Origin of the sequence: Stenotrophomonas lacuserhaii (assembly GCF_039674585.1) — a bacterium.
Classification (GTDB): Bacteria; Pseudomonadota; Gammaproteobacteria; order Xanthomonadales; family Xanthomonadaceae; genus Stenotrophomonas; species Stenotrophomonas pennii_A.
Map to the genome: position 1 here is coordinate 11,442 of NZ_JBDJNU010000048.1, position 21,729 is coordinate 33,170.

18 protein-coding genes are annotated in these 21,729 nt (G+C 66.7%); 2 read left to right on the forward strand and 16 right to left on the reverse strand.

Features of this window, described 5'->3' with window-relative positions; genetic code table 11:
• Nucleotides 1–93: 93 nt before the first annotated feature.
• Genes ABE522_RS15260 through smeD form a run of 3 tightly spaced genes read right to left on the reverse strand, consistent with a single transcriptional unit; the run spans nucleotide 94 to nucleotide 5,867 of the window.
• The gene (locus ABE522_RS15260; protein ID WP_346592420.1) at nucleotides 94–1,482 is read right to left on the reverse strand and encodes an efflux transporter outer membrane subunit; all 1,389 of its coding nucleotides are present in this window, start codon (nucleotides 1,480–1,482) and stop codon (nucleotides 94–96) included.
• On the reverse strand, nucleotides 1,479–4,625 hold the full coding sequence (gene smeE / locus ABE522_RS15265; RefSeq protein ID WP_346592421.1) for a multidrug efflux RND transporter permease subunit SmeE: 3,147 nt from the start codon (nucleotides 4,623–4,625) through the stop codon (nucleotides 1,479–1,481). The genes ABE522_RS15260 and smeE overlap by 4 nt, the downstream gene beginning before the upstream one ends.
• Before the next feature lie 12 nt (nucleotides 4,626–4,637).
• The gene (smeD, locus tag ABE522_RS15270; protein WP_346592422.1) at nucleotides 4,638–5,867 is read right to left on the reverse strand and encodes a multidrug efflux RND transporter periplasmic adaptor subunit SmeD; all 1,230 of its coding nucleotides are present in this window, start codon (nucleotides 5,865–5,867) and stop codon (nucleotides 4,638–4,640) included.
• A gap of 178 nt (nucleotides 5,868–6,045) precedes the next feature.
• Here smeD and ABE522_RS15275 point away from each other — a divergent pair, with 178 nt between their 5' ends.
• Nucleotides 6,046–6,696: a TetR family transcriptional regulator gene (locus tag ABE522_RS15275; RefSeq protein ID WP_346592423.1), complete on the forward strand. Its 651-nt coding sequence runs from the start codon at nucleotides 6,046–6,048 to the stop codon at nucleotides 6,694–6,696.
• Between the two features lie 30 nt (nucleotides 6,697–6,726).
• Here the strand turns inward: ABE522_RS15275 and ABE522_RS15280 are convergent, their stop codons facing one another.
• The 13 genes from ABE522_RS15280 to ABE522_RS15340 form a co-directional block, all read right to left on the reverse strand.
• Nucleotides 6,727–9,285, reverse strand: coding sequence for a fimbria/pilus outer membrane usher protein (locus ABE522_RS15280; RefSeq protein WP_346592424.1), 2,559 nt, complete (start codon nucleotides 9,283–9,285; stop codon nucleotides 6,727–6,729).
• 102 nt (nucleotides 9,286–9,387) lie between these two features.
• Nucleotides 9,388–10,134 carry a fimbrial biogenesis chaperone gene (locus ABE522_RS15285; RefSeq protein ID WP_346592425.1) on the reverse strand — a complete coding sequence of 249 codons (747 nt, stop codon included), beginning with the start codon at nucleotides 10,132–10,134 and terminating at the stop codon, nucleotides 9,388–9,390.
• Nucleotides 10,135–10,213: 79 nt separating this feature from the next.
• The gene (locus ABE522_RS15290) at nucleotides 10,214–10,756 is read right to left on the reverse strand and encodes a fimbrial protein (protein WP_346592426.1); all 543 of its coding nucleotides are present in this window, start codon (nucleotides 10,754–10,756) and stop codon (nucleotides 10,214–10,216) included.
• A 272-nt stretch (nucleotides 10,757–11,028) separates the two neighbouring features.
• Entirely contained in the window at nucleotides 11,029–11,580 is a 552-nt protein-coding gene (locus tag ABE522_RS15295) for a fimbrial protein (RefSeq protein WP_346592427.1), read from the reverse strand.
• A 332-nt stretch (nucleotides 11,581–11,912) separates the two neighbouring features.
• Nucleotides 11,913–13,286, reverse strand: a complete 1,374-nt coding sequence (gene hslU, locus ABE522_RS15300) for an ATP-dependent protease ATPase subunit HslU (RefSeq protein WP_346592428.1) — start codon at nucleotides 13,284–13,286, stop codon at nucleotides 11,913–11,915.
• Nucleotides 13,287–13,368: 82 nt separating this feature from the next.
• Entirely contained in the window at nucleotides 13,369–13,920 is a 552-nt protein-coding gene (hslV, locus tag ABE522_RS15305; RefSeq protein ID WP_182657346.1) for an ATP-dependent protease subunit HslV, read from the reverse strand.
• Nucleotides 13,921–14,062: 142 nt separating this feature from the next.
• Complete coding sequence (locus ABE522_RS15310) at nucleotides 14,063–14,635, reverse strand: fimbrial protein (RefSeq protein WP_346592429.1); 573 nt, start codon at nucleotides 14,633–14,635, stop codon at nucleotides 14,063–14,065.
• A gap of 168 nt (nucleotides 14,636–14,803) precedes the next feature.
• A complete protein-coding gene (xerC, locus tag ABE522_RS15315; RefSeq protein ID WP_406846373.1) occupies nucleotides 14,804–15,730 on the reverse strand; it encodes a tyrosine recombinase XerC in 927 nt (308 codons plus the stop codon).
• Nucleotides 15,730–16,401 carry a DUF484 family protein gene (locus tag ABE522_RS15320; protein WP_346592431.1) on the reverse strand — a complete coding sequence of 224 codons (672 nt, stop codon included), beginning with the start codon at nucleotides 16,399–16,401 and terminating at the stop codon, nucleotides 15,730–15,732. The genes xerC and ABE522_RS15320 overlap by 1 nt, the downstream gene beginning before the upstream one ends.
• Entirely contained in the window at nucleotides 16,398–17,210 is an 813-nt protein-coding gene (gene dapF, locus ABE522_RS15325) for a diaminopimelate epimerase (RefSeq protein WP_346592436.1), read from the reverse strand. The genes ABE522_RS15320 and dapF overlap by 4 nt, the downstream gene beginning before the upstream one ends.
• 73 nt (nucleotides 17,211–17,283) lie before the next feature.
• Entirely contained in the window at nucleotides 17,284–17,562 is a 279-nt protein-coding gene (gene lptM, locus ABE522_RS15330; protein WP_346592432.1) for an LPS translocon maturation chaperone LptM, read from the reverse strand.
• A 65-nt stretch (nucleotides 17,563–17,627) separates the two neighbouring features.
• Entirely contained in the window at nucleotides 17,628–18,053 is a 426-nt protein-coding gene (locus ABE522_RS15335; RefSeq protein ID WP_346592433.1) for a YbaN family protein, read from the reverse strand.
• Between the two features lie 156 nt (nucleotides 18,054–18,209).
• A complete protein-coding gene (locus ABE522_RS15340) occupies nucleotides 18,210–20,321 on the reverse strand; it encodes a S9 family peptidase (protein ID WP_346592434.1) in 2,112 nt (703 codons plus the stop codon).
• A 109-nt stretch (nucleotides 20,322–20,430) separates the two neighbouring features.
• Here ABE522_RS15340 and ABE522_RS15345 point away from each other — a divergent pair, with 109 nt between their 5' ends.
• Complete coding sequence (locus ABE522_RS15345; RefSeq protein WP_346592435.1) at nucleotides 20,431–21,621, forward strand: pyridoxal phosphate-dependent aminotransferase; 1,191 nt, start codon at nucleotides 20,431–20,433, stop codon at nucleotides 21,619–21,621.
• The last annotated feature ends 108 nt before the right edge of the window (nucleotides 21,622–21,729 follow it).

Below are 21,729 nucleotides of genomic sequence, written 5' to 3' on the forward strand. Positions count from 1 at the left end.
CTCGGCGAGCGCAGCGGCAACCGCGTGACGACCAACGGTCGTCACCCACCAAAGCACGGAACGTGACGGCCAGCGGCCGTCACTACCCGGAGCTCAGCTGCGCTCGCGCCAGCCGCCGCCCAGCACCTTGTACAGGGTGATGCGGTTGGCCTGCTGCGCCAGCGCGGTCTGCAGCTGGCTCTGCTGCGCGCTGTAGGCCGTGCGCCGCGCGTCCAGCAGGGTCACGAAGCTGTCCAGCCCGGCGTCATAGCGCGCCTGCGACAACTGTTCGGCCTGCGTGGCGGCCGCCAGCAGCGCCTGCTGCGAAGCCGCCTGCGCGTCCAGGCTGGTGCTCAACGCCAGCGCATCGGCGGTCTCGCGGAAGCCCACCTGGATCGACTTTTCGTACTCGGCCAGCGCGATGTCACGGTCCGCGTTGGCCACCGCCAGTCCCGCCCGCAGCTTGCCGCCCTGGAAGATCGGCAGGCTGATCGTCGGCAGGAAACTCCAGACCCGCGTGCCGCTGTCGAACAGGCCGGACAACTCGCCCGAACTACTGCCCAGCGTGCCGGTCAGCCGTATGCTGGGGAAGAACGCAGCCCGTGCCGCGCCGATGTTGGCGTTGCCCGCCAGCAAGGTGTGCTCGGCCGCCATGATGTCCGGGCGGCGCAGCAGCACGTCACTGGGCAGGTCCGCCGGCGGCGGCGCCAGCGCCAGCAACTGCAGGTCATTGTTGCCGGCCGGCAACAGGGCATCGTCGACCGGGCCACCGATCAGCAGCGCCAGCGCATTGCGGTCCTGCTGCACCTGGCCCCGCAGGCGCGCGGCATCGGTACGTGCGGTTTCCACCAGCGTGCGTGTCTGTGCCAGTTCCAGCGCCGAACTTCCACCGCGTTCGAAACGCGCCTGCGCCAGCCGCAGCGAGTCTTCATGGCTGGCCAGGGTCGCCTCGGAGATCCGCAGCAGCTCGCTGTCCGCACCGAAGGTGAGCCACGCCGTGGCGGTCTCGGCCACCAGGCTCAACTGCGCATTGCGCCGGTTGGCGGCGACCGCGAAGTACTGCTGCAGGGCCGCTTCGCTGAGGTTGCGCACGCGCCCGAACAGATCCAGTTCGAACTCGGTCACGCCCAACCCGGCGGTGAACTGTTCGTTCACCGGCGTGTCGCCGCCCGTGCGCTCCATCTGGCCCTGTACGTTCAGGGCGGGCACGCGGTCGGCGCGCTGGATGCGGTACTGCCCCCGCGCGCGCTCGACGTTGAGCACGGCCACGCGCAGGTCGCGGTTGTTGGCCAGGCCCTGCTCGATCACCTGCTGCAGGCGCGGATCGTTGAAGAAGTCACGCCAGCCCAGTTCGGCGGCGTCGGTCGGCCGGCCCGGCCCGGCCTCCGCTGGCCACTGCGAGGGAATGGAAGGGGCCACATCGGTGCGGTCCGGGACCAGGGTGGCGCAGCCACCCAACCCGATGCTGGCGATCAGCGCCAGCAGCAGCGGGGTCTTGTTCATGGGGAATCACTCGACTTTGCTGCGTCGCGCAGCGTGCGGTTGAACAGCTTCTGCACCACCACGAAGAACAACGGGATGAAGAACACGCCCAGCAGGGTGCCGGCCAGCATGCCGCCCAGCACGCCGGTACCGATCGCGCGCTGCGCACCGGAACCTGCGCCGGAGGCGATTGCCAGCGGCAGCACGCCCAGGCCGAAAGCCAGCGAGGTCATGATGATCGGACGCAGGCGATCGCGTACCGCATGCATCGTCGCTTCGATCAGCCCGGCGCCCTTTTCCAGGTTTTCCTTGGCGAACTCCACGATCAGGATCGCGTTCTTCGATGTCAGGCCCACCGTGGTCAGCATCGCCACCTGGAAGTAGATGTCGCGCTCCAGGCCCATCAGCGTGTTGGCCAGCACCGCACCGAGGATGCCCAGCGGCGCCACCAGCAGCACCGAGGTCGGCACGCTCCAGCTTTCATACAGCGCGGCCAGGCACAGGAACACGATCAGCAGCGACAGCGAGTACAGCAGCGGCGTCTGCGAGCCGGCCTGGCGTTCCTGGTAGGACAGCGCGGTCCATTCGATTTCATAGCCCGGGGGCAGGTCGCGGGCGATGCGTTCGATCTCGTCCATGGCATCACCCGACGCCACGCCACTTGCCGGCTCACCCTGGATCTCCATTGCCGACACGCCGTTGTAGCGTTCCAGGCGCGGCGAACCAAAGTCCCAGCGCTTGGAAGCGAAGGCACTGAACGGCACCATCTCACCGGCGCTGTTCTTCACCGACCACACGTTGAAGTCATCCGGATTCATGCGGAAGTCTGCATCGGACTGCACGTACACGCGCTTGACCCGGCCGCGGTCGATGAAGTCATCGATGTAGCTGCTGCCCCACGCGGTGGCCAGCGTGTTGTTGATCGAGGCCATGTTCAGGCCCAGCGCATTGGCCTTTTCCACGTCGACGTCGATGCGCAGCTGCGGGGTATCTTCCTGGCCGTTCGGGCGCACGTTGGCCAGCAGCTTGCTCTGCCCGGCCGCACCCAACAGCTGGTTGCGCGCGTTGAGCAGGGCTTCGTGCCCCTGCCCGGTGTTGTCCTTCAGGAAGAAGGTGTAGCCCGAGCCGATCCCCAGCTCCGGCATCGCCGGCGGCGGGAAGGCGAAGATGAAGGCATCCTTGATCTGGCCCAGCGCGCCCATCGCGCGGCCGGTGATGGCGCCCACGCTCTGTTCGTCGTCGCGGTCCTTCCAGTCCTTCAGCTTGACGAAGGCCATGCCCGCGTTCTGGCCCATGCCGGCGAAGCTGAAGCCCTGCACGGCGAAGATCGATTCGATGGCGTTGCTTTCGTTTTCCAGGAAATGGTTTTCCAGCTTGGCCATCGCCTCCAGCGTGCGTTCCTGGGTGGCACCGACCGGCGTCTGCACCAGCGCCATCAGGATGCCCTGGTCTTCATTGGGCAGGAACGAGCTGGGCAGGCGCACGAACAGGATGCCCATCACCAGCGCCAGCCCGGCGAAGATGCCCATGAAGCGCCACGGCCGGGCGATGATGCCCTTCACCCCGCGCTGGTACTTCTCGCTGGACCTGTCGAAGCCGCGGTTGAAGCCACCGAAGAAACGACCGGACCAGCCCTTGTGGGCGACGTGGTGTTCGCCCTTCTTCAGCGGCTTGAGCATGGTGGCGCACAGCGCGGGGGTCAGCACGATCGCCACCAGCACCGACAGGCCCATCGCCGAGACGATCGTCGCCGAGAACTGCCGGTAGATCACGCCGGTGGCACCGCTCATGAAGGCCATCGGCACGAATACCGCCGACAGCACCAGGCCGATGCCCACCAGCGCACCGGTGATCTGGTCCATCGACTTGCGCGTGGCTTCCAGCGGCGACAGCCCTTCTTCGGCCATGATCCGCTCGACGTTCTCCACCACCACGATGGCGTCGTCGACCAGCAGGCCGATCGCCAGCACCATCGCGAACATGGTCAGCATGTTGATGGAGAAGCCCAGCGCGGCCAGGATGCCGAACGTACCCAGCAGCACCACCGGCACCGCGATGGTGGGGATCAGCGTGGCGCGGAAGTTCTGCAGGAACAGGTACATCACCACGAACACCAGCACGATCGCTTCGATCAGGGTCTTGATCACGCCCTTGATCGACACCTGCACGAACGGCGTGGTGTCATACGGCACCACCGATTCCAGCCCGGCCGGGAAGGTCGCCTTCATGTCTTCCAGCGCGGTACGCACGCCATTGGCGGTGTCCAGCGCGTTGGCGCCGGTGGCCAGGGTGATGGCGATGCCGGTGGACGGCTTGCCGTTGTAACGGGTGACGAAGTCGTAGCTTTCCGCACCCAGTTCAACGCGGGCTACGTCACCCAGGCGCAGCTCGCTGCCATCGGTGCCGCCACGCACCAGGATGTTGCGGAACTGCTCCGGGGTCTGCAGGCGGTCCTGCGCATTGATGGTGGCATTGAGCTGCTGGCCCTTCACCGACGGCGCACCGCCGAGCTGGCCGATCGCCACCTGGGCGTTCTGCGCGGTGATCGCTGCGGTGACTTCATCCACCGACAGCTTGTAGGTGTGGAGCTTGTTCGGGTCCAGCCAGATGCGCATGGCGTACTTGCCGCCGAACACCTGGATGTTGCCCACGCCGGGCACCCGGCTCAGCGGATCGACGACGTTGGACCCGACGAAGTCGGAGATGTCATTGGCATCCATGCTGCCATCGTTGGACACGAAGCCGATCACCTGCAGGAAGCCGCTGCTGGACTTGGCCACGTTGATGCCCTGCCGCTGCACTTCCTGCGGCAGCAGCGGCATCGCCAGCTGCAGTTTGTTCTGTACCTGCACCTGGGCGATGTCCGGGTTGGTACCCGATTCGAAGGTCAGGGTGATGGTGGCCTGGCCGTTGGCCGAGCTGTTGGAGGAGAAATAGATCAGCCCGTCGAGGCCTTTCATGTTCTGCTCGATGATCTGGGTCACCGAGTCTTCGACCACCTTGGCCGAAGCACCCGGGTAGGTCGCGGAGATCTCGACCGCCGGTGGTGCCACTTCCGGGTACATCGACACCGGAAGGTTGACCACCGCCAGTGCACCGGCGAGCATGATGATGATCGCGATCACCCACGCGAAGATGGGTCGATCAATGAAGAAACGTGCCATGGAGTTCTCCGCTTACTGCGCTTCTGTGCCGGCCGGAGCCTGGGCGGGTGCGGCGGCGTCGGCTGACGCAGCGGCCGGGGCGGCAGCCTGCGGGGCGGCCGGCCTGGCCGGTTCGCTGCCCTTCTCGGTGGCCTGCACCGGCATGTCCGGCGCGATCTTCTGCAGCCCCTCGACGATCACCTTGTCGCCGGCCTGCAGGCCGTCTTCCACCAGCCACTTGTCACCCAGTGCGCGGCTCACTTTGACCGGGCGCACTTCCACCTTGCCGGCCTTGTTGACCACCATCGCGCTGGTATCGCCCTTGGCATCGCGGGCGATGCCCTGCATCGGCACCAGCACGGCGCCATTGCGCACGCCGCCGCCGATCACCGCGCGCACGTACATGCCCGGCATCAGCACGCCGTCGGGGTTGGCCACCTTGACCCGCAGGCCGTAGCTGCCGGTGGTCGGATCCACGCTCACTTCGGAAAACTCCAGCGTGCCCTGCTGGTCGAAGGTGCTGCCATCGTCCAGCAGGATGCTCACCGGCAGGGTCTGGTTGTCCTGCAGGCGGCCGGCGGCCAGTTCGCGGCGCAGCTGCAGCAGCTCGGCGGCGGACTGGGTCAGGTCGACGTAGATCGGGTCCAGCTGCTGCACGGTGGCCAGCGCTTCGGTCTGGGCGGCGCTGACCAGCGCGCCCTGGGTGACCGACGACTTGCCGATGCGGCCGCTGATCGGCGCGGTGATGCGCGCGTAACCCAGCGTCACGTTGGCGGCATCCAGCGATGCCTTTGCGGCCCCCACATCGGCTTCGGCCTGCTTCTGCGCGGCGATCGCGTTTTCCAGGTCCTGCTTGCTGACCGCATCCACCTTGGCCAGTTCGGTGATGCGTGCCGCGGTCAGCTTGGAGGCGTTGGCGGTGGCTTCGGCCCGCGCCAGCTGGGCACGCGCGTTGTTGGATTGCGCGCGGTAGCTGGCATCGTCGATCTGGTACAGCGGCTGGCCTTCGGTCACCAGGCTGCCTTCGGTGAACAGCCGCTTGCCGACGATGCCGTTGACCTGCGGCCGCACTTCGGCCACCAGGAAGGCGGTGGTGCGGCCGGGCAGTTCGCGGGTCAGCGACACCGCTTCGGCCTTCAGGGTGACCACGGTGACCTGGCCGGGGCCCTGCTGTTGGGGCTGGTCATCGCCACCGCCACAGGCGGCCACGGTCGCGGCGATGGCCAACGACAAGGCGAGGGGACGAATACGGGACAGGAGCATGGGGGGAGGTCTCGATGGCAGGAATTCGGTAGCGCCGAGCCATGCTCGGCGGCCGTGGACCTGCTGCGCTTCCACGCGCAGTCGGGACCCTCGGCAATCATGGGCAGGAAATATACATACATGACTGTTTGTTTGTAAAGCGCTATGATTCGTTGACGTTCCGCGCAAATCATGAGCAATGGCCCGAAAGACCAAAGAGGAAACCCAGGCGACCCGCGAAGGGATCCTCGACGCCGCCGAATCCTGTTTCCATGAGCACGGGGTGGCCCGTACCACGCTTGAAATGATCGGGGCGCGTGCGGGCTACACGCGTGGCGCGGTGTACTGGCACTTCAAGAACAAGATCGACGTACTGGCCGCGGTGATCGAGCGCGTGCGCCTGCCCTTCATGCAGGAACTCGACCGCGCCGCCACCGAGTCGCGCGACACCCCGGTGCTGGACCTGCGCTCGGTGATCCTGGGTTCGCTGATCGACCTGGCGCAGGACGAGCGCCTGCGCAACACCATGGAAATCATGCTGCGCAGCGATTCATCGGCGGACAGCAAGGTACTGGCCGACCTGCAGCAGGAAGGGTTCCGCGATGGGTTGGAGCGGATGGCGCGTGCGCTGCGCCGGGCCGCACAACTGGGCCAGCTCAAGCCCGGGGCGAACCCCGAAGTGGCCGCGCGGATGCTGCACGCCACGGTACTGGGCGTGCTGCACGGGGCGATGGTGGAACCGGAGCTGATGGACATCCGCCGCGATGGGATGTTGGCGCTGGACATGACGCTGGCGGCGTATGTCAAAGAAGGCGTATTCCAGGCGGGCAGCGCGCCGGCGCCGCTGTAGCGCGGACCGCGGCAGCGCGCGCCCTTGTGGTTACAGGGCGGGCACCGCGCAGGTCGCGGTGATCAGCTCACCGTTGTTGCCCGCAGGCAGTACGTAGTCGATCGCGCACTGCTGGCTTCCATCGGTTCCCAGGCGCACCGTCAGGCGCCCTGCTTCTTCGATGCCGCGCACCCACAGGCGGCTGGCCTGGCCGACCACGCCCACCACCTCGCCTGCTTCATTGTAGACATCGAACCCGAACGGCAACGCCCGTCCATCAGCCTGGAAGGCTTCGATCAACGCGCTGCGTCCGCTGCTGGTCGGCACCACCAGCTTGACCACTGCGCCGGCCGTCGGCACACCGACGACGGACGTGGTCTTCAGCTCCACGTCCAACGGCAATCCCTTCGGATCCACCGTCACTTCGTTGCGGCGGAACGGGGTCATGTACGGGACGACAGCGTACCCCTTTGCATTGGTCTTGACGCCCACGGTGCTGTCCAGCGCCGCACCTGCGGCATCGGGTACCTGCACCAGCGCGATGGTGTCACCGAGCTGCTGGGCGAACACCACGCCATCGCCATGCAGCACGATGCCGCCGGTCGCTCCCAGGCTCAGCCCACGGCTGCCGGAGGCCTGGTTGTAGCCCGCGTTGAGCGTGGCCACCGATGCCTGGTAACTGACGCCTGCATCGTAGTTCGCGCCCGTATCGCTGTAGCGGTTGACCGATGCGTTGTAGCCGCCCTGGCGACGCTCGCCGAAGGTGCCGACGACGCCGATGCGTTCGTCGTCACGACCATCGCTCCTGCGGTTCACCGCAGTGGTCAGGCGCGGCGCGCTGCTGCGCGTTCCCAGCGGCACGGTCACGTTCAGATGGAAACTGTTGCCCTCGCGGGCCGCCCCGCCGCCCAGGCTGCGTTCCACGCTGCGCTGCGCCGACAGGCGGTAGCTGGCAGGCCCGAGCCGGTCGGCGTAGCCCACCGAAAAGTTCGTGCGTCGCTGGTCCTGGTTCCAGTAGCCCACGCTGCTGGCGCTGGCATAGAGCGATGCCGCACCGTCACCCAGGCGCTGGTTGAGGTTGATGTCCAGACGCGAGCGCTGGCGTGCGAACAGCCGCCCATCTTCCCCATCGGCCATCTGCTGGCGCAGGCGCGCCGCGTCTCCCAGCGACAGGTATCCCTGGGTAGAGAATCGATACGCGGCCATCGACAGATTGGTACCGGTCGCCGGAATGTCCTTGCTGAACGCCAGCCGGTAGGACTGGCCCTGCATGCGCGAACCCGACGCCGGCAGCACCGTACGGGCCACGGTGACATCGCCGGAGAACGCACCCAGACGGGTATTCAGCGCGCCGCCGAGCAGGCCCGCGGCATAGCCATCGCTGGCCGTGACCCCGCCAAACCCGGTGAAACGGTTGCTCATCCCCTTGCGCAGGGTGGCCTCCAGCAACGCCGGGGTATCGCGCAGCCACGCGTCGTCCAGCGTGCCCACGGTGACGTTGAAGCGATGCTGGCCAGCGCGCAGCAGCTGCGGCACGGAAGCAAAAGGCACCACGAAATGCTGCACGCGGCCATCGTTCTCGATGACTTCCACGTCCAGGTCGCCGGCGTAGGCGGTTCCGTACAGGTCATTGATCTCGAACGGGCCGGCGGCCACGTTGGCCTGGTACAGCACCGCGTCGCGCTGGCGGATCACCACGCGGGCGTTGGTCTGTGCCACGCCGCGCACCGTGGGGGCATACCCGCGCTGCGATTCCGGCAGCATGCGTGGATCGGTCGCCACGCTGACGCCGCGGAAGCTTACCCCGTCGAACAGATCACCGTTGGTGCTGGCTTCGCCGACGGTCAACTCGGTGCCCCATGAGGCGATGGAACGCTGGGCATGGGTGCGCCCGGCGCGATACGACGTGCCTTGTCCGCTGGACTGCGACAGATAGCCATCGTGGCGCACCCGCCAGGCCCCCAGGTTGACCCCGGCGTTGAGCATCGCGCTGGTCGACTGCCCTTGGTAACCACGGCTCTGGATGCGCTGGTGGATGATGGAATAGCCCAGCGTCGCCGCATTGACGCCGTCATCCCACAATTCCGGACTGACCCAGCCACGCGGATCACGGGACAGGTAGGCCTGCGGGATGCTGGCCTCCAGCGCCAGTTCGCCGGCCTCGAAGCGCATGCTGGCCTGTGGGATGAACGTGGACAGGGGCTCGCAGCTGACCGTGTCGGGCAACGGCTGGAGCGGGATCGGCTGGCCATCGCCATCGGTGGCACTGCCCGGCTGCGGCAGCCGCGCCGGATCGACGCCCAACACCGATATCAGTTCCGGCGACAGGCACACCGCGGTCGAGCCGTTATCCAGCGCGCGCAGTTCCACGTCACGTCGCGCGACAACCACGCCATTGACCTTGATGTCGGCACTGTAGACACCCGGTACATCCTCGCCGCTCTCGAACCGGCTCAGGTCCAGCGCACCGGCCTGCGAACCCTGCAGGAACTGTGCGTTGAACTCCACGTTCGGCGCCGCAAGGACCACCGCGGGGAACAAGGCACCCACCACGGCGAAGGCCAGGCGGCACGGCTTCGGCGCTGACGATGTCGGGCTGCGGAACAGCATGGCGGATCTCCAGGAAAACATGCGGCGGCGACACCTGCCAGGGGCAGGCATCGGCGGATGTGACGTCAATCGGGGGGGCAGACGCGCGGCTGGCGCTGCAAATCAGTGGCCGGACAGCGGCACGGACTGGCCGATGCTGGCGCCGAAGTCGTTGATGTACTCGAACTGCACGTTGCCGCCACTCGGAAGCGCCCGCAGGCTGTCCAGCACATAACGCTCAGTGGACTGCGGCGCGATCATCTGCGGGTCGACCGCAGGGTGGTCGACGCCCTGCACGCGCAGGCGCAGGGTGCCGACATGCACGTAATAAGGCGTGGGATTGGTGGCCTGCAGGGCCCAGCCCTTCGCATCGGGCACCAGGCTCCACTGCAGCTTCTGCGGCGCCGTGCCGGCATCTTCCAGTCCGCTGGGGCGGTAGATCAGCTTGATGCGCGTGCGCAGGCTGAACTGCAGGTAGTTGCCGGTGGCGATCTCGCCGTCCTGCGGTACCGGTGGGATATCCAGCACGTTGAGGTAATAGATGCTTTCGCGGTCCTGCGGCAGCTCACCGCCGGTAAACAGGATGCGCAGGGACTGCGATTTGCCGCCGTCCAGGCGGAACACCGGCGGACGCAGTACGAACGGGGTGACGCTCTCTTCCGGCGCGGCCAGCTTGTCACCGGCGTCGGTCCACGCCTGCACCAGCGATGCCTTCTGTCCGACGTTTTCCACGCGCACGGTGATCTCGCGCTGGTTGCCGGGGAATATCTGACGGGTGCCGTGCACGATGACGCCCGCGTCGGCCGAAACACTGGCCAGCAGCGAGGCGACAGCTACACAGCAGAGGAGTCCGGTACGGATCAGGTTCATGACAGGTCACTCGTTGCGGGCGTGGGCCCAGGGTGGCCGGGGCCCGAAGGCCCCGACCGGTACTACGACGGCGCTTCGATTACTTGTAATCGATGGTGTAGCCGACGCTTGCGTTGACGTTGCCGGCGCCGGCGGTGCCCGTGGCACGGTATTCGGCGGCGAAGTCGATCTGCTTGGTGGTCGACAGGTCGATTTCAGCCGAACGCCACGGCGTGGCGATGTTGATCGGCGCATCGTTGGCATCGCGCAGGGCGATCTGGACGAAATCTGCCGGGTCAGTGGCCGCGGCGTTGTTCAAATAGCCGTTGCTCTGGTTGGCGTCGCGGTTCGGGTTCAGTTCGATGGCTGCATTGCCGCTGGTGCACTGAGCGTCGGAACCGCCGATCACCAGCGAAACGGTCTGCTTGCCGGCCGTGGCGCCGGCGGTCGCCAGGGCGGTGGTGGGCACGGTCGGCAGGGTCACGATCGGATCCTTGGCGGTGCCGCCGCTGCCCGGCCAAGTGACGGCGCAGGTGGTGGCCGTGATCTGGCCGTTGAAGGTGATCGTGCCGCTCTGGGCCGAAGCGGAGAACGAGGCACCAATGGCCAGGGCGGCCGACAGCGCGATTGCAAGCTTGTTCATGGAGTGAGTCCTTGTGTGATCGGGTGGGAAAAACGGATCGGCGGAATCCGGCGTCGGCTGGATGTGGGCCGGAAGGACTGGCGGGTCCTTGATGCCTAATCTAGTAAGCGGCCCGTCGGGATTTAATAGGACGGGGATGAAAGCTGGGCTATGGCGACACAGGCAGGCCTGTAATGGCACCGCAATGCGCCTGGGCCTGCCATCAGACGGGTCTGAACAGCACCGCGTTCGCGCCGCCGATGGCGTCGCTGCATACCGCCCGCCTCAGCGGATCAGGGATAGTTGAGGGTGTAGCGCAGCGGGGCCTGGAAGGCGCCCGGTATGGCGTCCTGGTTATCGGCGTAGTACTCGGCGGAGAAGGTGAACTCGGCGCCGCTGGCGTCTGCGGCAACCGGCCTCAGCACGACGCCGCCGGTCAGGTCGATCGGCGCATCCTGCGCATCGCGCAGGCCCACCACGGCGTTGGTGCCACCGCCCACGCCGATGCCCGTACTGCGCAGTCGCCCGTTGAGCAGGTTCGCCGAACGGTCGGTGTTCAATGCGATCGCCAGGCGATTACTCGAACAGACCGGGTCGCTGCCGCTGATCCGTACCACCACCGGCGTTCGCCCCCCGCTCTGCCCTGACAGCAGCGAGTTCGCCGGGATCGACGGCAGGGTGACGGTCGCGTCATTGCCGACCACGCCATCGAAGGAGACTTCGCAGGTCACCGTCGAGACGGCGCCATTGAAGGTGATATCGCCACTCTGGGCCTGCGCGGCGCCGGTGGCGACCAGCAGGATGAGCGCAAGCGTGGCAGGCCTGCGCATTGATGCAGTTTGCATGGAAGGTGCTCCTTGTTTCGTCCAGTGACCATTCGCACCCGGGAAAGGACTGTCGCCGGGAAGGCCATCGTCGAGGAGCGCAACCGCAAGCAGACTAGGACGCGACCGAAGGGGCAGCGCCTGCGGCAGATGTTCTGGCGGCGATCACAGCAACAGTGTGATAAGCCGCACGTGTGTGCGCGAATCCGGCGCAAGGTCGGACAAAAAGGGTCCCGACCACGTCACGGCGATCGCCGGTAGCGCCGACCCATGGTCGGCGAGCGCAGCGGGCGGCGGCGCATGGCCGACAGGCCCCCATACGCAAAAGGCCGCCTTTCGGCGGCCTTGCGGTATCAGAGAATGTAGCGGCTCAGGTCGGGATCCTTGACCAGCTCACCCAGGTGTTTGTCCACGTACGCGGTGTCGATGGCCATCGTCTCACCATCACGATCCGGCGCTTCATAGCTCAATGAATCCAGCAGGCGTTCCAACACGGTATGCAGTCGACGCGCGCCGATGTTCTCCTGCCGTTCGTTCACCAGGAACGCGATCTCCGCGAGCCGGTCGATGGCGTCTTCGTTGAAGCTGATCTTGACACCTTCCGTCAGCAGCAGTGCTTCGTACTGCTTGGTCAACGCTGCCTTCGGTTCGGTCAGGATGCGTACGAAATCGGCCTTTGTCAGGGCCCCCAGTTCCACGCGGATCGGGAAGCGGCCCTGCAGCTCCGGGATCAGGTCGCTGGGCTTGGCAAGATGGAAGGCGCCGGATGCGATGAACAGGATGTGGTCGGTCTTGACCGTGCCGTACTTGGTGGACACGTTGGATCCTTCCACCAGCGGCAGCAGGTCGCGCTGCACGCCCTCGCGCGAGACATCCCCGCCGCCCACGTTGTCACCGCGCTTGGCGACCTTGTCGATCTCGTCGATGAACACGATGCCATGCTGTTCGCAGGCTTCGATCGCCGCGCTGCGCACATCGTCTTCGTTGACCAGCTTGGCGGCTTCTTCTTCCTGCAGCAGCGGACGCGCCGCCTTGATGGTCAGCGTGCGCTTGTTCGACTTGGCGCCACCCAGGTTGGCGAACATCGACTTCAGCTGCTGGCCCATTTCTTCCATGCCCGGCGGGGTCATGATATCCATGCTGACGTTGGCGGCGATCTCCAGTTCGATCTCGCGGTCGTCCAGCTCACCACTGCGCAGCATGCGGCGGAACTTGATGCGGGTCTCGTTGTCCTGCGAAGACGGCTCATTGCGCGCCGCTTCCGGATCAAAGCCGATGCCACCGCTGCGACGTGGCAGCAGCGCGTCCAGGATACGGTCTTCGGCGCGCTCTTCGGCCTGCGTGCGCACGCGCACCTTGGCCTGTTCGCGGTACAGCTTGACCGCGGTGTCGGCCAGGTCGCGGATGATCTGCTCTACGTCCTTGCCTACGTAGCCCACCTCGGTGAACCGCGTGGCTTCCACCTTGACGAACGGCGCATTGGCCAGCGTCGCCAGGCGGCGGGCGATCTCGGTCTTGCCAACGCCGGTCGGGCCGATCATCAGGATGTTCTTCGGCATCACTTCATCGCGCAGCTCGGCCGGCAACTGCATGCGGCGCCAGCGGTTGCGCAGCGCGATGGCCACCGCGCGCTTGGCATCGTGCTGGCCGACGATGTGGCGGTCCAGTTCCTGCACGATCTCGCGCGGGGTCATGGAAGCGGAGGTGTTCTCGAATTTCTTGGGCATGGGGTGCTCACGAATGAGGATTGCCGACTGAAGCCGGCACTAGCAGGACGATGGCCGACCAAGGTCAGCACTACCGGTGCGGTCAGAGCTCTTCGACCACCACGTTGCGGTTGGTATAGATGCAGATGTCGCCGGCGATGCCGATGGCTTCACTGGCGATGGTGCGTGCATCCAGTTCGGTATGCGCCATCAACGCGCGCGCAGCGGACAACGCATACGATCCGCCGGAACCGATGGCGATGATGCCGTCTTCCGGTTCGATCACATCGCCGGTGCCGCTGATGATCAGTGAGGTTTCCCTGTCGGCCACCGCCAACAGCGCTTCAAGCTTGCCCAGCCTGCGTTCGGTCCGCCAGTCCTTGGCCAGCTCAACCGCCGCCCGCTGCAGCTGGCCATGCTTTTCAAGCTTGGCCTCGAACAGCTCGAAGAGGGTAAAGGCATCCGCCGCTGCACCGGCGAAGCCCGCCAGCACCTGGCTGTCACGGCCCAGCCGGCGCACCTTGCGTGCATTGCCCTTCATCACCGTGTGGCCGAGGGTGACCTGGCCGTCGCCGGCGATGGCCACGTGCTCGCCGCGGCGGACGCAGACGATGGTGGTGGCGTGGAAAACTGTGGGGTTCTGGCTGGGGTCCATGTGGCCTCCGGTAAGCTGTGCGAAGGACATGGGGCCAGCGCCGGCCGCCATCAAGCGGCTACGGTAGGAAGCCGTTCATCCGCCCCCCCCGCTGTCCCGCCCAGCGCTCAGTCATACACCAGGACATACTCCACCTGTGCCGTTACCGTGCCCGGCTGCGCCGCTGCCGTGGCGTGATAGGTAGCCCACCAGCTGAGCACGCCCATTCCGTTTCGTCGATGGGTATCAGCAGCGAGTTCTCGTTGGTGACCAACTGCACGTCCTGGAACGCGGCGTTGAGCACCACCACGTCCACGTTGCGTGCGCTGCCCTGGTTGCTCAACCGGCCCGCCTCGTTGCTGTGCCCTACGCTGCGGAACATCGCCCGCACGTTCGCCTGCTGGCAGGGGTGCTCGCCGCTGCCGATGACCAGATGGAAGGGAATCATCGTCCCGCGTCGCCCGGCCCGGTTCAACACTGCCTGGTGTGTGGAAGGCAGGCGGACCACCATGTCCGGGCCGGTGCCGGGGACCTCGCTGATTCCTTCCACAACACAGGTCGCGGCAACCACCCGGCCGGTGAACGAAATGGCCGCGTCCTGTCCTGCGGCTGCCGTTGCCAAGGCACCCATCGCCAATCCCAACGCCGCCTTGATCATCCGCACGAACCTGTCTCCCGATGCCTGTTGCACCTCGCCCAGCTGCTTTACCCAGACCGGACGAGTGATGGCCGGCAAGCATCTGGTTTTCGAAGCGCACGGTGCATAAGACGCGACTGAGGCGGCGCAATGTCCAGACAGATGCGCCTCATCCGGCCATCATTGGACGCGTCTGCCACGATGCCGCGTCCCTGCCGCTGCGGGGAGGCGTGGCCTGCCAGTCGGCACCCGGCTGGACGCGTCGGGTCAGTCCGGCGCGTCGTCCTCGGACGACCCGGCGGCGGGCGTACTGCCGCGCTGCCGCTTCGCACGCGGATGGGCCGCGTCATATACCTTGGCCAAGTGCTGGAAGTCCAGGTGGGTGTAGATCTGCGTGGTTGCGATGTCGGCGTGCCCCAGCAGTTCCTGCACGCCGCGCAGGTCGCCGGAAGATTCCAGGATGTGGCTGGCGAAACTGTGCCGCAGCATGTGCGGGTGCACGTGCTTGAACAGGCCCTGGCGCTGCGCCAGCTGCTTGATGCGTACCTGCACGGCGCGCTGGCTGATGGCACCGTTGCGTCCCGGGAAAACAGGCGCTGCGGGGGCAGCGTTGGTTTCCGCGCGCCAGGCTTCCAGCGCCTCGCGTGCGGGGCGCCCGAACGGTACCCGGCGCTGCCGGTTGCCCTTGCCGAGCACGTTGACCAGGCCGCTGGCGAAATCCAGGTCGCGCCAGGTCAGTGCGCACAGCTCACTCAGGCGCAGGCCGGAGGAATAGAACAGTTCCAGCAGCGCGCGGTCGCGCCTTCCCAGTTCACCATCAGGAGGCAGTTCGACCAGTCGCACGGCCTCGTCCGCGTCGAGCACCTGCGGCAGGCGCCGCGGCGCACGCGGGGCCTTCAGTCCAAGCGTGGGATCGACCTGCAGCCGCCCATGCTTGAGCTGCCACGCGTAGTATCCCCTGCAGGCGGACAGGCGCCGCTGCAGGCTCTTGGCCGACAAGCCCCGACGATGTTCGTCGGCGACGAAGCCGCGCAGTTGCTCGCCGTCCAGCGCATCCACGCTGCAACCACGGGCTTCAGCCCAGCGCTGCAGCGCGTCCAGGTCACGCCGGTAGGCATCCAGCGTGTGCGCCGACATGCGGCGCTCCACCACCATGTACTGCAGGAATGCCGGCACGGCATCGTTCACGGCGATCAGCCGAACCGCTTCAGGGCCACGACCAGCGATTCGCCCATCATGCGCAGGAACAGCGTGCCCATGCCCGGGTAGAACCGGTTGGGATCGTGGCTGCCCACGGCAATCAGGCCGACGCCGGGAAGCGGCAACAGCGCCGTGGTCTGGATCTCCTCGGCACGTGCGCCATACAGCACCGCATTCTTCTCCGGCTGCAGGCGGCCGCAGATCGGCTCGCCGTCCTTCAGGCAATCGCGGAACGGGCCCAGCAGCGGACTGTCTGCCGCTACGACCTGCAACCACGGCGCCTGCTCCAGGCCAGGCACCGGCACGTGCACGACCAGCCGCACCAGGTCGCCATCGAAATCCTCTTCCAGCGTCGCGGCCATCGCGCGCAGCGTGTCTGCCGCACTGTCCTGCTTCATCAACGCCAGCGTGAGCTGGTGGGTACGCACAGCCAGCCGCTCGTTGACCTGCGCGGTGTGGCCCAGGTCCGCCAGCCGACGCGACAGCTCGCGGTTCTTGTCCCGCAGCACGTCCAGCTGGTAACTGGCCAGCGACGCGGTGGGGCCGTCATCGCGCGGCACCACAAGCGTAAGCGCCAGATCCGGGAACTGTTTCAGGAAGCCCGGATGCCGCCGCAACCAGGCGGCAACCTCGTGGCCGGCGAGCTTTTCCGTACTGTCACTCATGCATTCCACTCCCCTTCGAACACGAATGCGCTGGGTCCGGACATCACCACCGGCTGGCCTTCACCGGCCCACTGTATGCGCAGTTCGCCACCGGGCAGGCTGATCCGTGCGTCGGGACCCAGGCGACCACGCTGCATCAGCGAAACCGCCGCCGCACAGGCGCCACTGCCGCAGGCCAGGGTCTCGCCGACGCCACGTTCGTACACCCGCAGGCGCGCGTGGTCGGGCTCCAGCACCTGGGCAAAGCCTACGTTGACCGATTCCGGGAACGAGGCATGCTGCTGCAGCGAAGCACCCAGGCGTTCCACCGGTGCGGCATCGACCAGCCCGACTTCGATCACGGCATGCGGATTGCCCATCGACACGGCGCCGAAGCGCACGGTCTCGCCCTGGACGGGAAGCAGGTATTCATCGCGCGGGCGGGCGAAGCCGATCAGCGGGATCTGCGCCGGTTCAAACACCGGCACGCCCATTTCCACTGAAAAACGATCCTCGCCGAGCGTACGCACCGAATGCGTGGCCAGCGGACTGTCGATGGCGAATTCACTGTCCGCGGTATCGCCATTGCGGACCAGCCAGGCGGCCACGCAGCGTGCGCCATTGCCGCACTGCTGGGAGCTGCTGCCGTCCGAATTCCATATCCGGTAGGACGCCACCGACGTGGCCGCCCGCGGTGGTTCGATGGTGATGATCTGGTCGCAGCCTACGCCGGTGTGGCGGTCGGCCAGGCGAGCAGCCAGCTGTGGCGACGGCGGCGCGGTGCCGTCGCGCAGGTCGATCATGACGAAGTCGTTGCCGGCGCCGTGCATCTTGCTGAAACGCAGCGGGGTGCCGCGCGGTGTCTGACGGCCAGCGGCCGCCGCTACCGCATCCTGTGCCGCCTCACTCATTGTTGTCGCCGGCGCCATCGTCGATCTGCGGCGTCACCGGGTCCGGAACGGTGCTGGGATTGCCCGCGTCGGCGTCCTGGGTGGCCGGGGGCGTGGTTCCGTCCTGGCTGGCATCATCGGCGGCCGGCACGTCGACCGGCTCGGCGACTTCTTCCACCGGCACCGGCTTCTGCGGCATTACCAGCGGACCCTTGTTGCCACAGGCGCTGAGGAACAGCAGCGCGGACGCTGCCAGCGGAATCAGGATGAGGGTTCGGCGGGGATTGTTCATGCCCCGAGTGTAGCGCCGAGCCCTGCCCTTCGTCGCCCACCGCGCCCGCGCCGCAGCGGATGGATTCACGCTCCAGCAGGGGGCAGCGGACGCAGCCACAACCACACGCACACCACGGCCATGCTGCCGATGGAGAACCCCTTCACCCAGGCCACCGGTACGCACCAGAGCATGATCCCGGCACAGGCCGCCATGGTCAGCGTGGCCATCCACTTGCCATGGCGACTGACCGCCCCATGGGCCTGCCAGTTGCGGATCGCCGGGCCGAACCGCGGGTGGCCGAGCAGCCAGCCGTGCAGCCGTTCGGAACCGCGCGAAGCGGCCCAGGCCGAAATCAGGATGAACACGGTCGTTGGCAGACCCGGCACGAAGATGCCCACGATGCCGGTGCCCAGGCTGGCATAGGCCAGCAACCACCACGCCCACCTGAAGCGCGCCCGGCGCGCAGGCGCCGGGGCGTCAGGATCAGCAGGACGGTCAGGCGTGTTCATGCCACCAAGGATACGGTAGTGACGGCCGCTGGCCGTCAAACCAGTTGGGCCGCTGGCCCTCGCCTTGGGTGGGTGACGACCGTTGGTCGTCACGCTCTTCGGCCCGGCACAGTGACGACCAACGGTCGTCACCCACCAACGGTCGTCACCCACCGATCAGGGGCCCGACACGCCCAGCTGGTCCAGCACGAACGCATAGGACTCAGCGAGCTCCCGGTAGCGCTGGAAGCGCCCGGACTTGCCCCCGTGGCCCGCCTCCATGTTGGTGCGGAACACGATCGGATGGGTACCGGTATTGTCATCGCGCAGCCTGGCCACCCACTTGGCGGGTTCCCAGTACTGCACCTGCGAATCCCACAGCCCGGTGCCCACGAACAGCGCAGGATAGGCCTGCTTCGCCACGTTGTCGTACGGGGAGTACTTCAGCATGTAGTCGTAGAACGGCTTCTGCTCCGGGTTGCCCCACTCGTCGTACTCGTTGGTGGTCAGCGGGATGGTCGGGTCGAGCATGGTGGTCACCACGTCGACGAACGGGACCTGGGCGACCATCACCCGGTAGTCCTGCGGTGCCTGGTTGGCCACCGCGCCCATCAACAGGCCACCGGCACTGCCACCGGAAGCGGCCACGCGGTCCTTCGCCGCCCAGCCCTGCTGCACCAGCCCGCGGGTGACGTCGATGAAGTCGTTGAAGGTGTTCTGCTTGTTCAGCAGCTTGCCGTCCTCGTACCAGTCGCGCCCCATTTCCTGGCCGCCGCGGATGTGCGCGATGGCATACACCACGCCGCGGTCGAGCAGGCTCACCACAGTCTGGTTGAAATACGGGTCCATCGACATGCCGTAGCTGCCGTAGGCGTACTGGAACAACGCGGCGGTCCCGTCCTTCTTGAAGCCCTTGCGGTACACCAGGGAGACCGGCACCTTCACGCCGTCGCGCGCGGTGATCCACACACGGTCGGTTTCATACTTCGACGCGTCATAGCCGATCACCGGCTGTTGCTTCAGTTGGCGGCGCTCGCCGCTCTGTGTGTTGATCTCGAACACCGTGGTCGGGGTGGTCATGGAGGTGTACGCGTAGCGCAGCCACGGCGTATCGGCTTCGGTGTTGTCGTCCAGGCCCATCGAGTAAGCCGGCTCGTCGGCCTTCACGTAATCGGTGCGACCGTCTTTGAACAGCAGGCGGATGCGCTCCAGGCCTTCGGAACGTTCGGCAATGGCGGTGAAGCCATCGAACAGTTCGAAGCCTTCGATGTACACCGCCGGGTCGTGCGCGATCCAGTCCTTCCACTGCGCGCGCGAGCTCGCGTCGGTCGGCGCGGTGACCAGCTTGAAGTTCTTGGCCCCGTCGTTGGTGCGGATCACCCAGCGGCCGTCGAAGTGGTCCGCATCGTATTCCACCTCGCGGTGGCGCGGTGCCAGCACGGTGAAGGTGGTCGGATCGCTGGCCGGCGCATAGCGCTCTTCGGAGGTCACCGTGCTGTGCAGGCCGATGGTGATGAAGCGGTCGTCGCGTGTACGGCCGATGCCCATGTAGAAGCTGTCGTCTTCTTCTTCGTACACCACCACGTCGCTGCTCGCCGGGGTGCCCAGCACGTGCTTCTTCACCCGCACCGTCAACAGGGTTTCCGGATCGTTTTCCACGTACAGCACGGTGCGGTTGTCGTCGGCCCACACCAGGTTGCCGGACGAGCCGGTAATGGTGTCCGGCAGCACCTCACCGGTGCGCAGGTCCTTGAAGCGGATCACGTACTGGCGACGGCCCACGTCATCGTCGGCCCAGGCCAGCAGCTGGTTGTCCTGGCTGACTTCCATCGTGCCGACGCTGAAATAGCCCTTGCCGGCCGCCATCTGGTTGACGTCCAGCAGGATTTCCTCGGCCGCCTGCATGTCGCCCTTGCGCCGCGCATGGATGGGATAGTCCTGGCCGGTCTCGAAGCGGCTGTAGTACCAGTAGCCGCGCTCACGCGCCGGCACGCTGGAGTCGTCCTGCTTGATGCGCGCCACGATCTCCTTGTACAGGGTTTCCTGCAGCGGCTTCAGCGGTGCCACCACCTGGTCGGTGTAGGCGTTCTCGGCCTGCAGGTAGGCCAGCATCGCCTTGTCTTCGCGCTTGTCGTCGCGCATCCAGTAATAGTCGTCGTTGCGGCTGGCACCGAACGGGGCCTTGACCACGTGCGGACGCTTTTCGGCGTCCGGCGCGACGGGCGGGGGGGCGGCGTGGGTGGTGGTGGTCATCAGGCTCGCAAGCAACAGGCAAAGGGTGGACTTCACGAAATGAGGCTCCTGGGACGGGATTGCAACGGCTTCCTTGTGCGGCCAGTCTGGGCGCACGCGTGGCAGGGGACAAGCCTGCCGATGGTCACCGGCGTACCATGTCGACATGAGCCCCCTGCATGAAGAGCGACCGGCCTACAGCCGGCGCAGCCACGAGATCGCCCCCTTCCACGTGATGTCCCTGCTGGCACGCGCGCAGGCCCTGGAACAGGCCGGGCATGATGTGATCCACCTGGAAATCGGCGAACCGGACTTCACCACCGCCGCCCCGGTGGTACGTGCCGGCCAGGCCGCGCTGGCCGCCGGCCACACCCGCTATACCGCCGCGCGCGGCCTGCCTGCGCTGCGCGAAGCGATCGCCGGTTTCTACCGCCGCCATTACCAGCTGGATATCGACCCGGAGCGGATCCTGGTCACCCCGGGCGGCTCCGGCGCGCTGCTGCTGGCCAGCAGCCTGCTGGTGGACCCGGGCAGGCACTGGCTGCTGGCGGACCCGGGTTATCCGTGCAACCGGCATTTCCTGCGTCTGGTGGAAGGCGGCGCGCAGCTGGTGCCGGTCGATGCGGGCACCGCCTACCAGCTCACCCCGGAGCTGGTGGCCCGGCACTGGAACGAACACAGTGTCGGCGCGCTGCTGGCCTCGCCCGCCAATCCCACCGGCACGGTGTTGTCGGCAGCCGAGCTGGCCGGCCTGTCGCAGGCGCTGCGTGCGCGGGGCGGGCACATGGTGGTGGATGAGATCTACCATGGCCTGACCTACGGCATGGATGCCGCCAGCGTGTTGCAGGTCGACGACTCGGCCTTCGTGCTGAACAGTTTCTCGAAGTATTTCGGCATGACCGGCTGGCGACTGGGCTGGCTGGTGGCACCGCCGGCGGCGGTGCCGGAACTGGAGAAACTGGCGCAGAACCTGTACATCAGCGCCTCCAGCATCGCCCAGCACGCGGCGCTGGCGTGCTTCGAAGACGAGGCGATGGCCATCTTCGAACAGCGCCGCGAGGCCTTCCGCCAGCGCCGTGATTTCCTGCTGCCGGCGCTGCGCGGACTCGGTTTCCGCATCGAGGTGGAACCACGGGGCGCGTTCTACCTGTACGCCGACGTCAGTGCATTCACCGATGATGCGCAGGCGTTCTGCGCGCACTTCCTGGAAACCGAGCACGTGGCCTTTACCCCCGGCCTGGACTTCGGGTTCCACCGGTCCAACCAGCATGTGCGGCTGGCCTATACGCAGGAGATCCCGCGCCTGCAGGAAGCGGTGGAACGGATCGCGCGCGGGCTGCGTACGCTGTCCCGGTAGTGACGGCCGCTCTTGATCCGGTAGTGTCGGGCGCGGGCGCGGCAACACCGGGGGCGAGAAGGACCAGAGGCCGCCAACAACAAAAAAAAAAAACACCCCGCCGCGGCG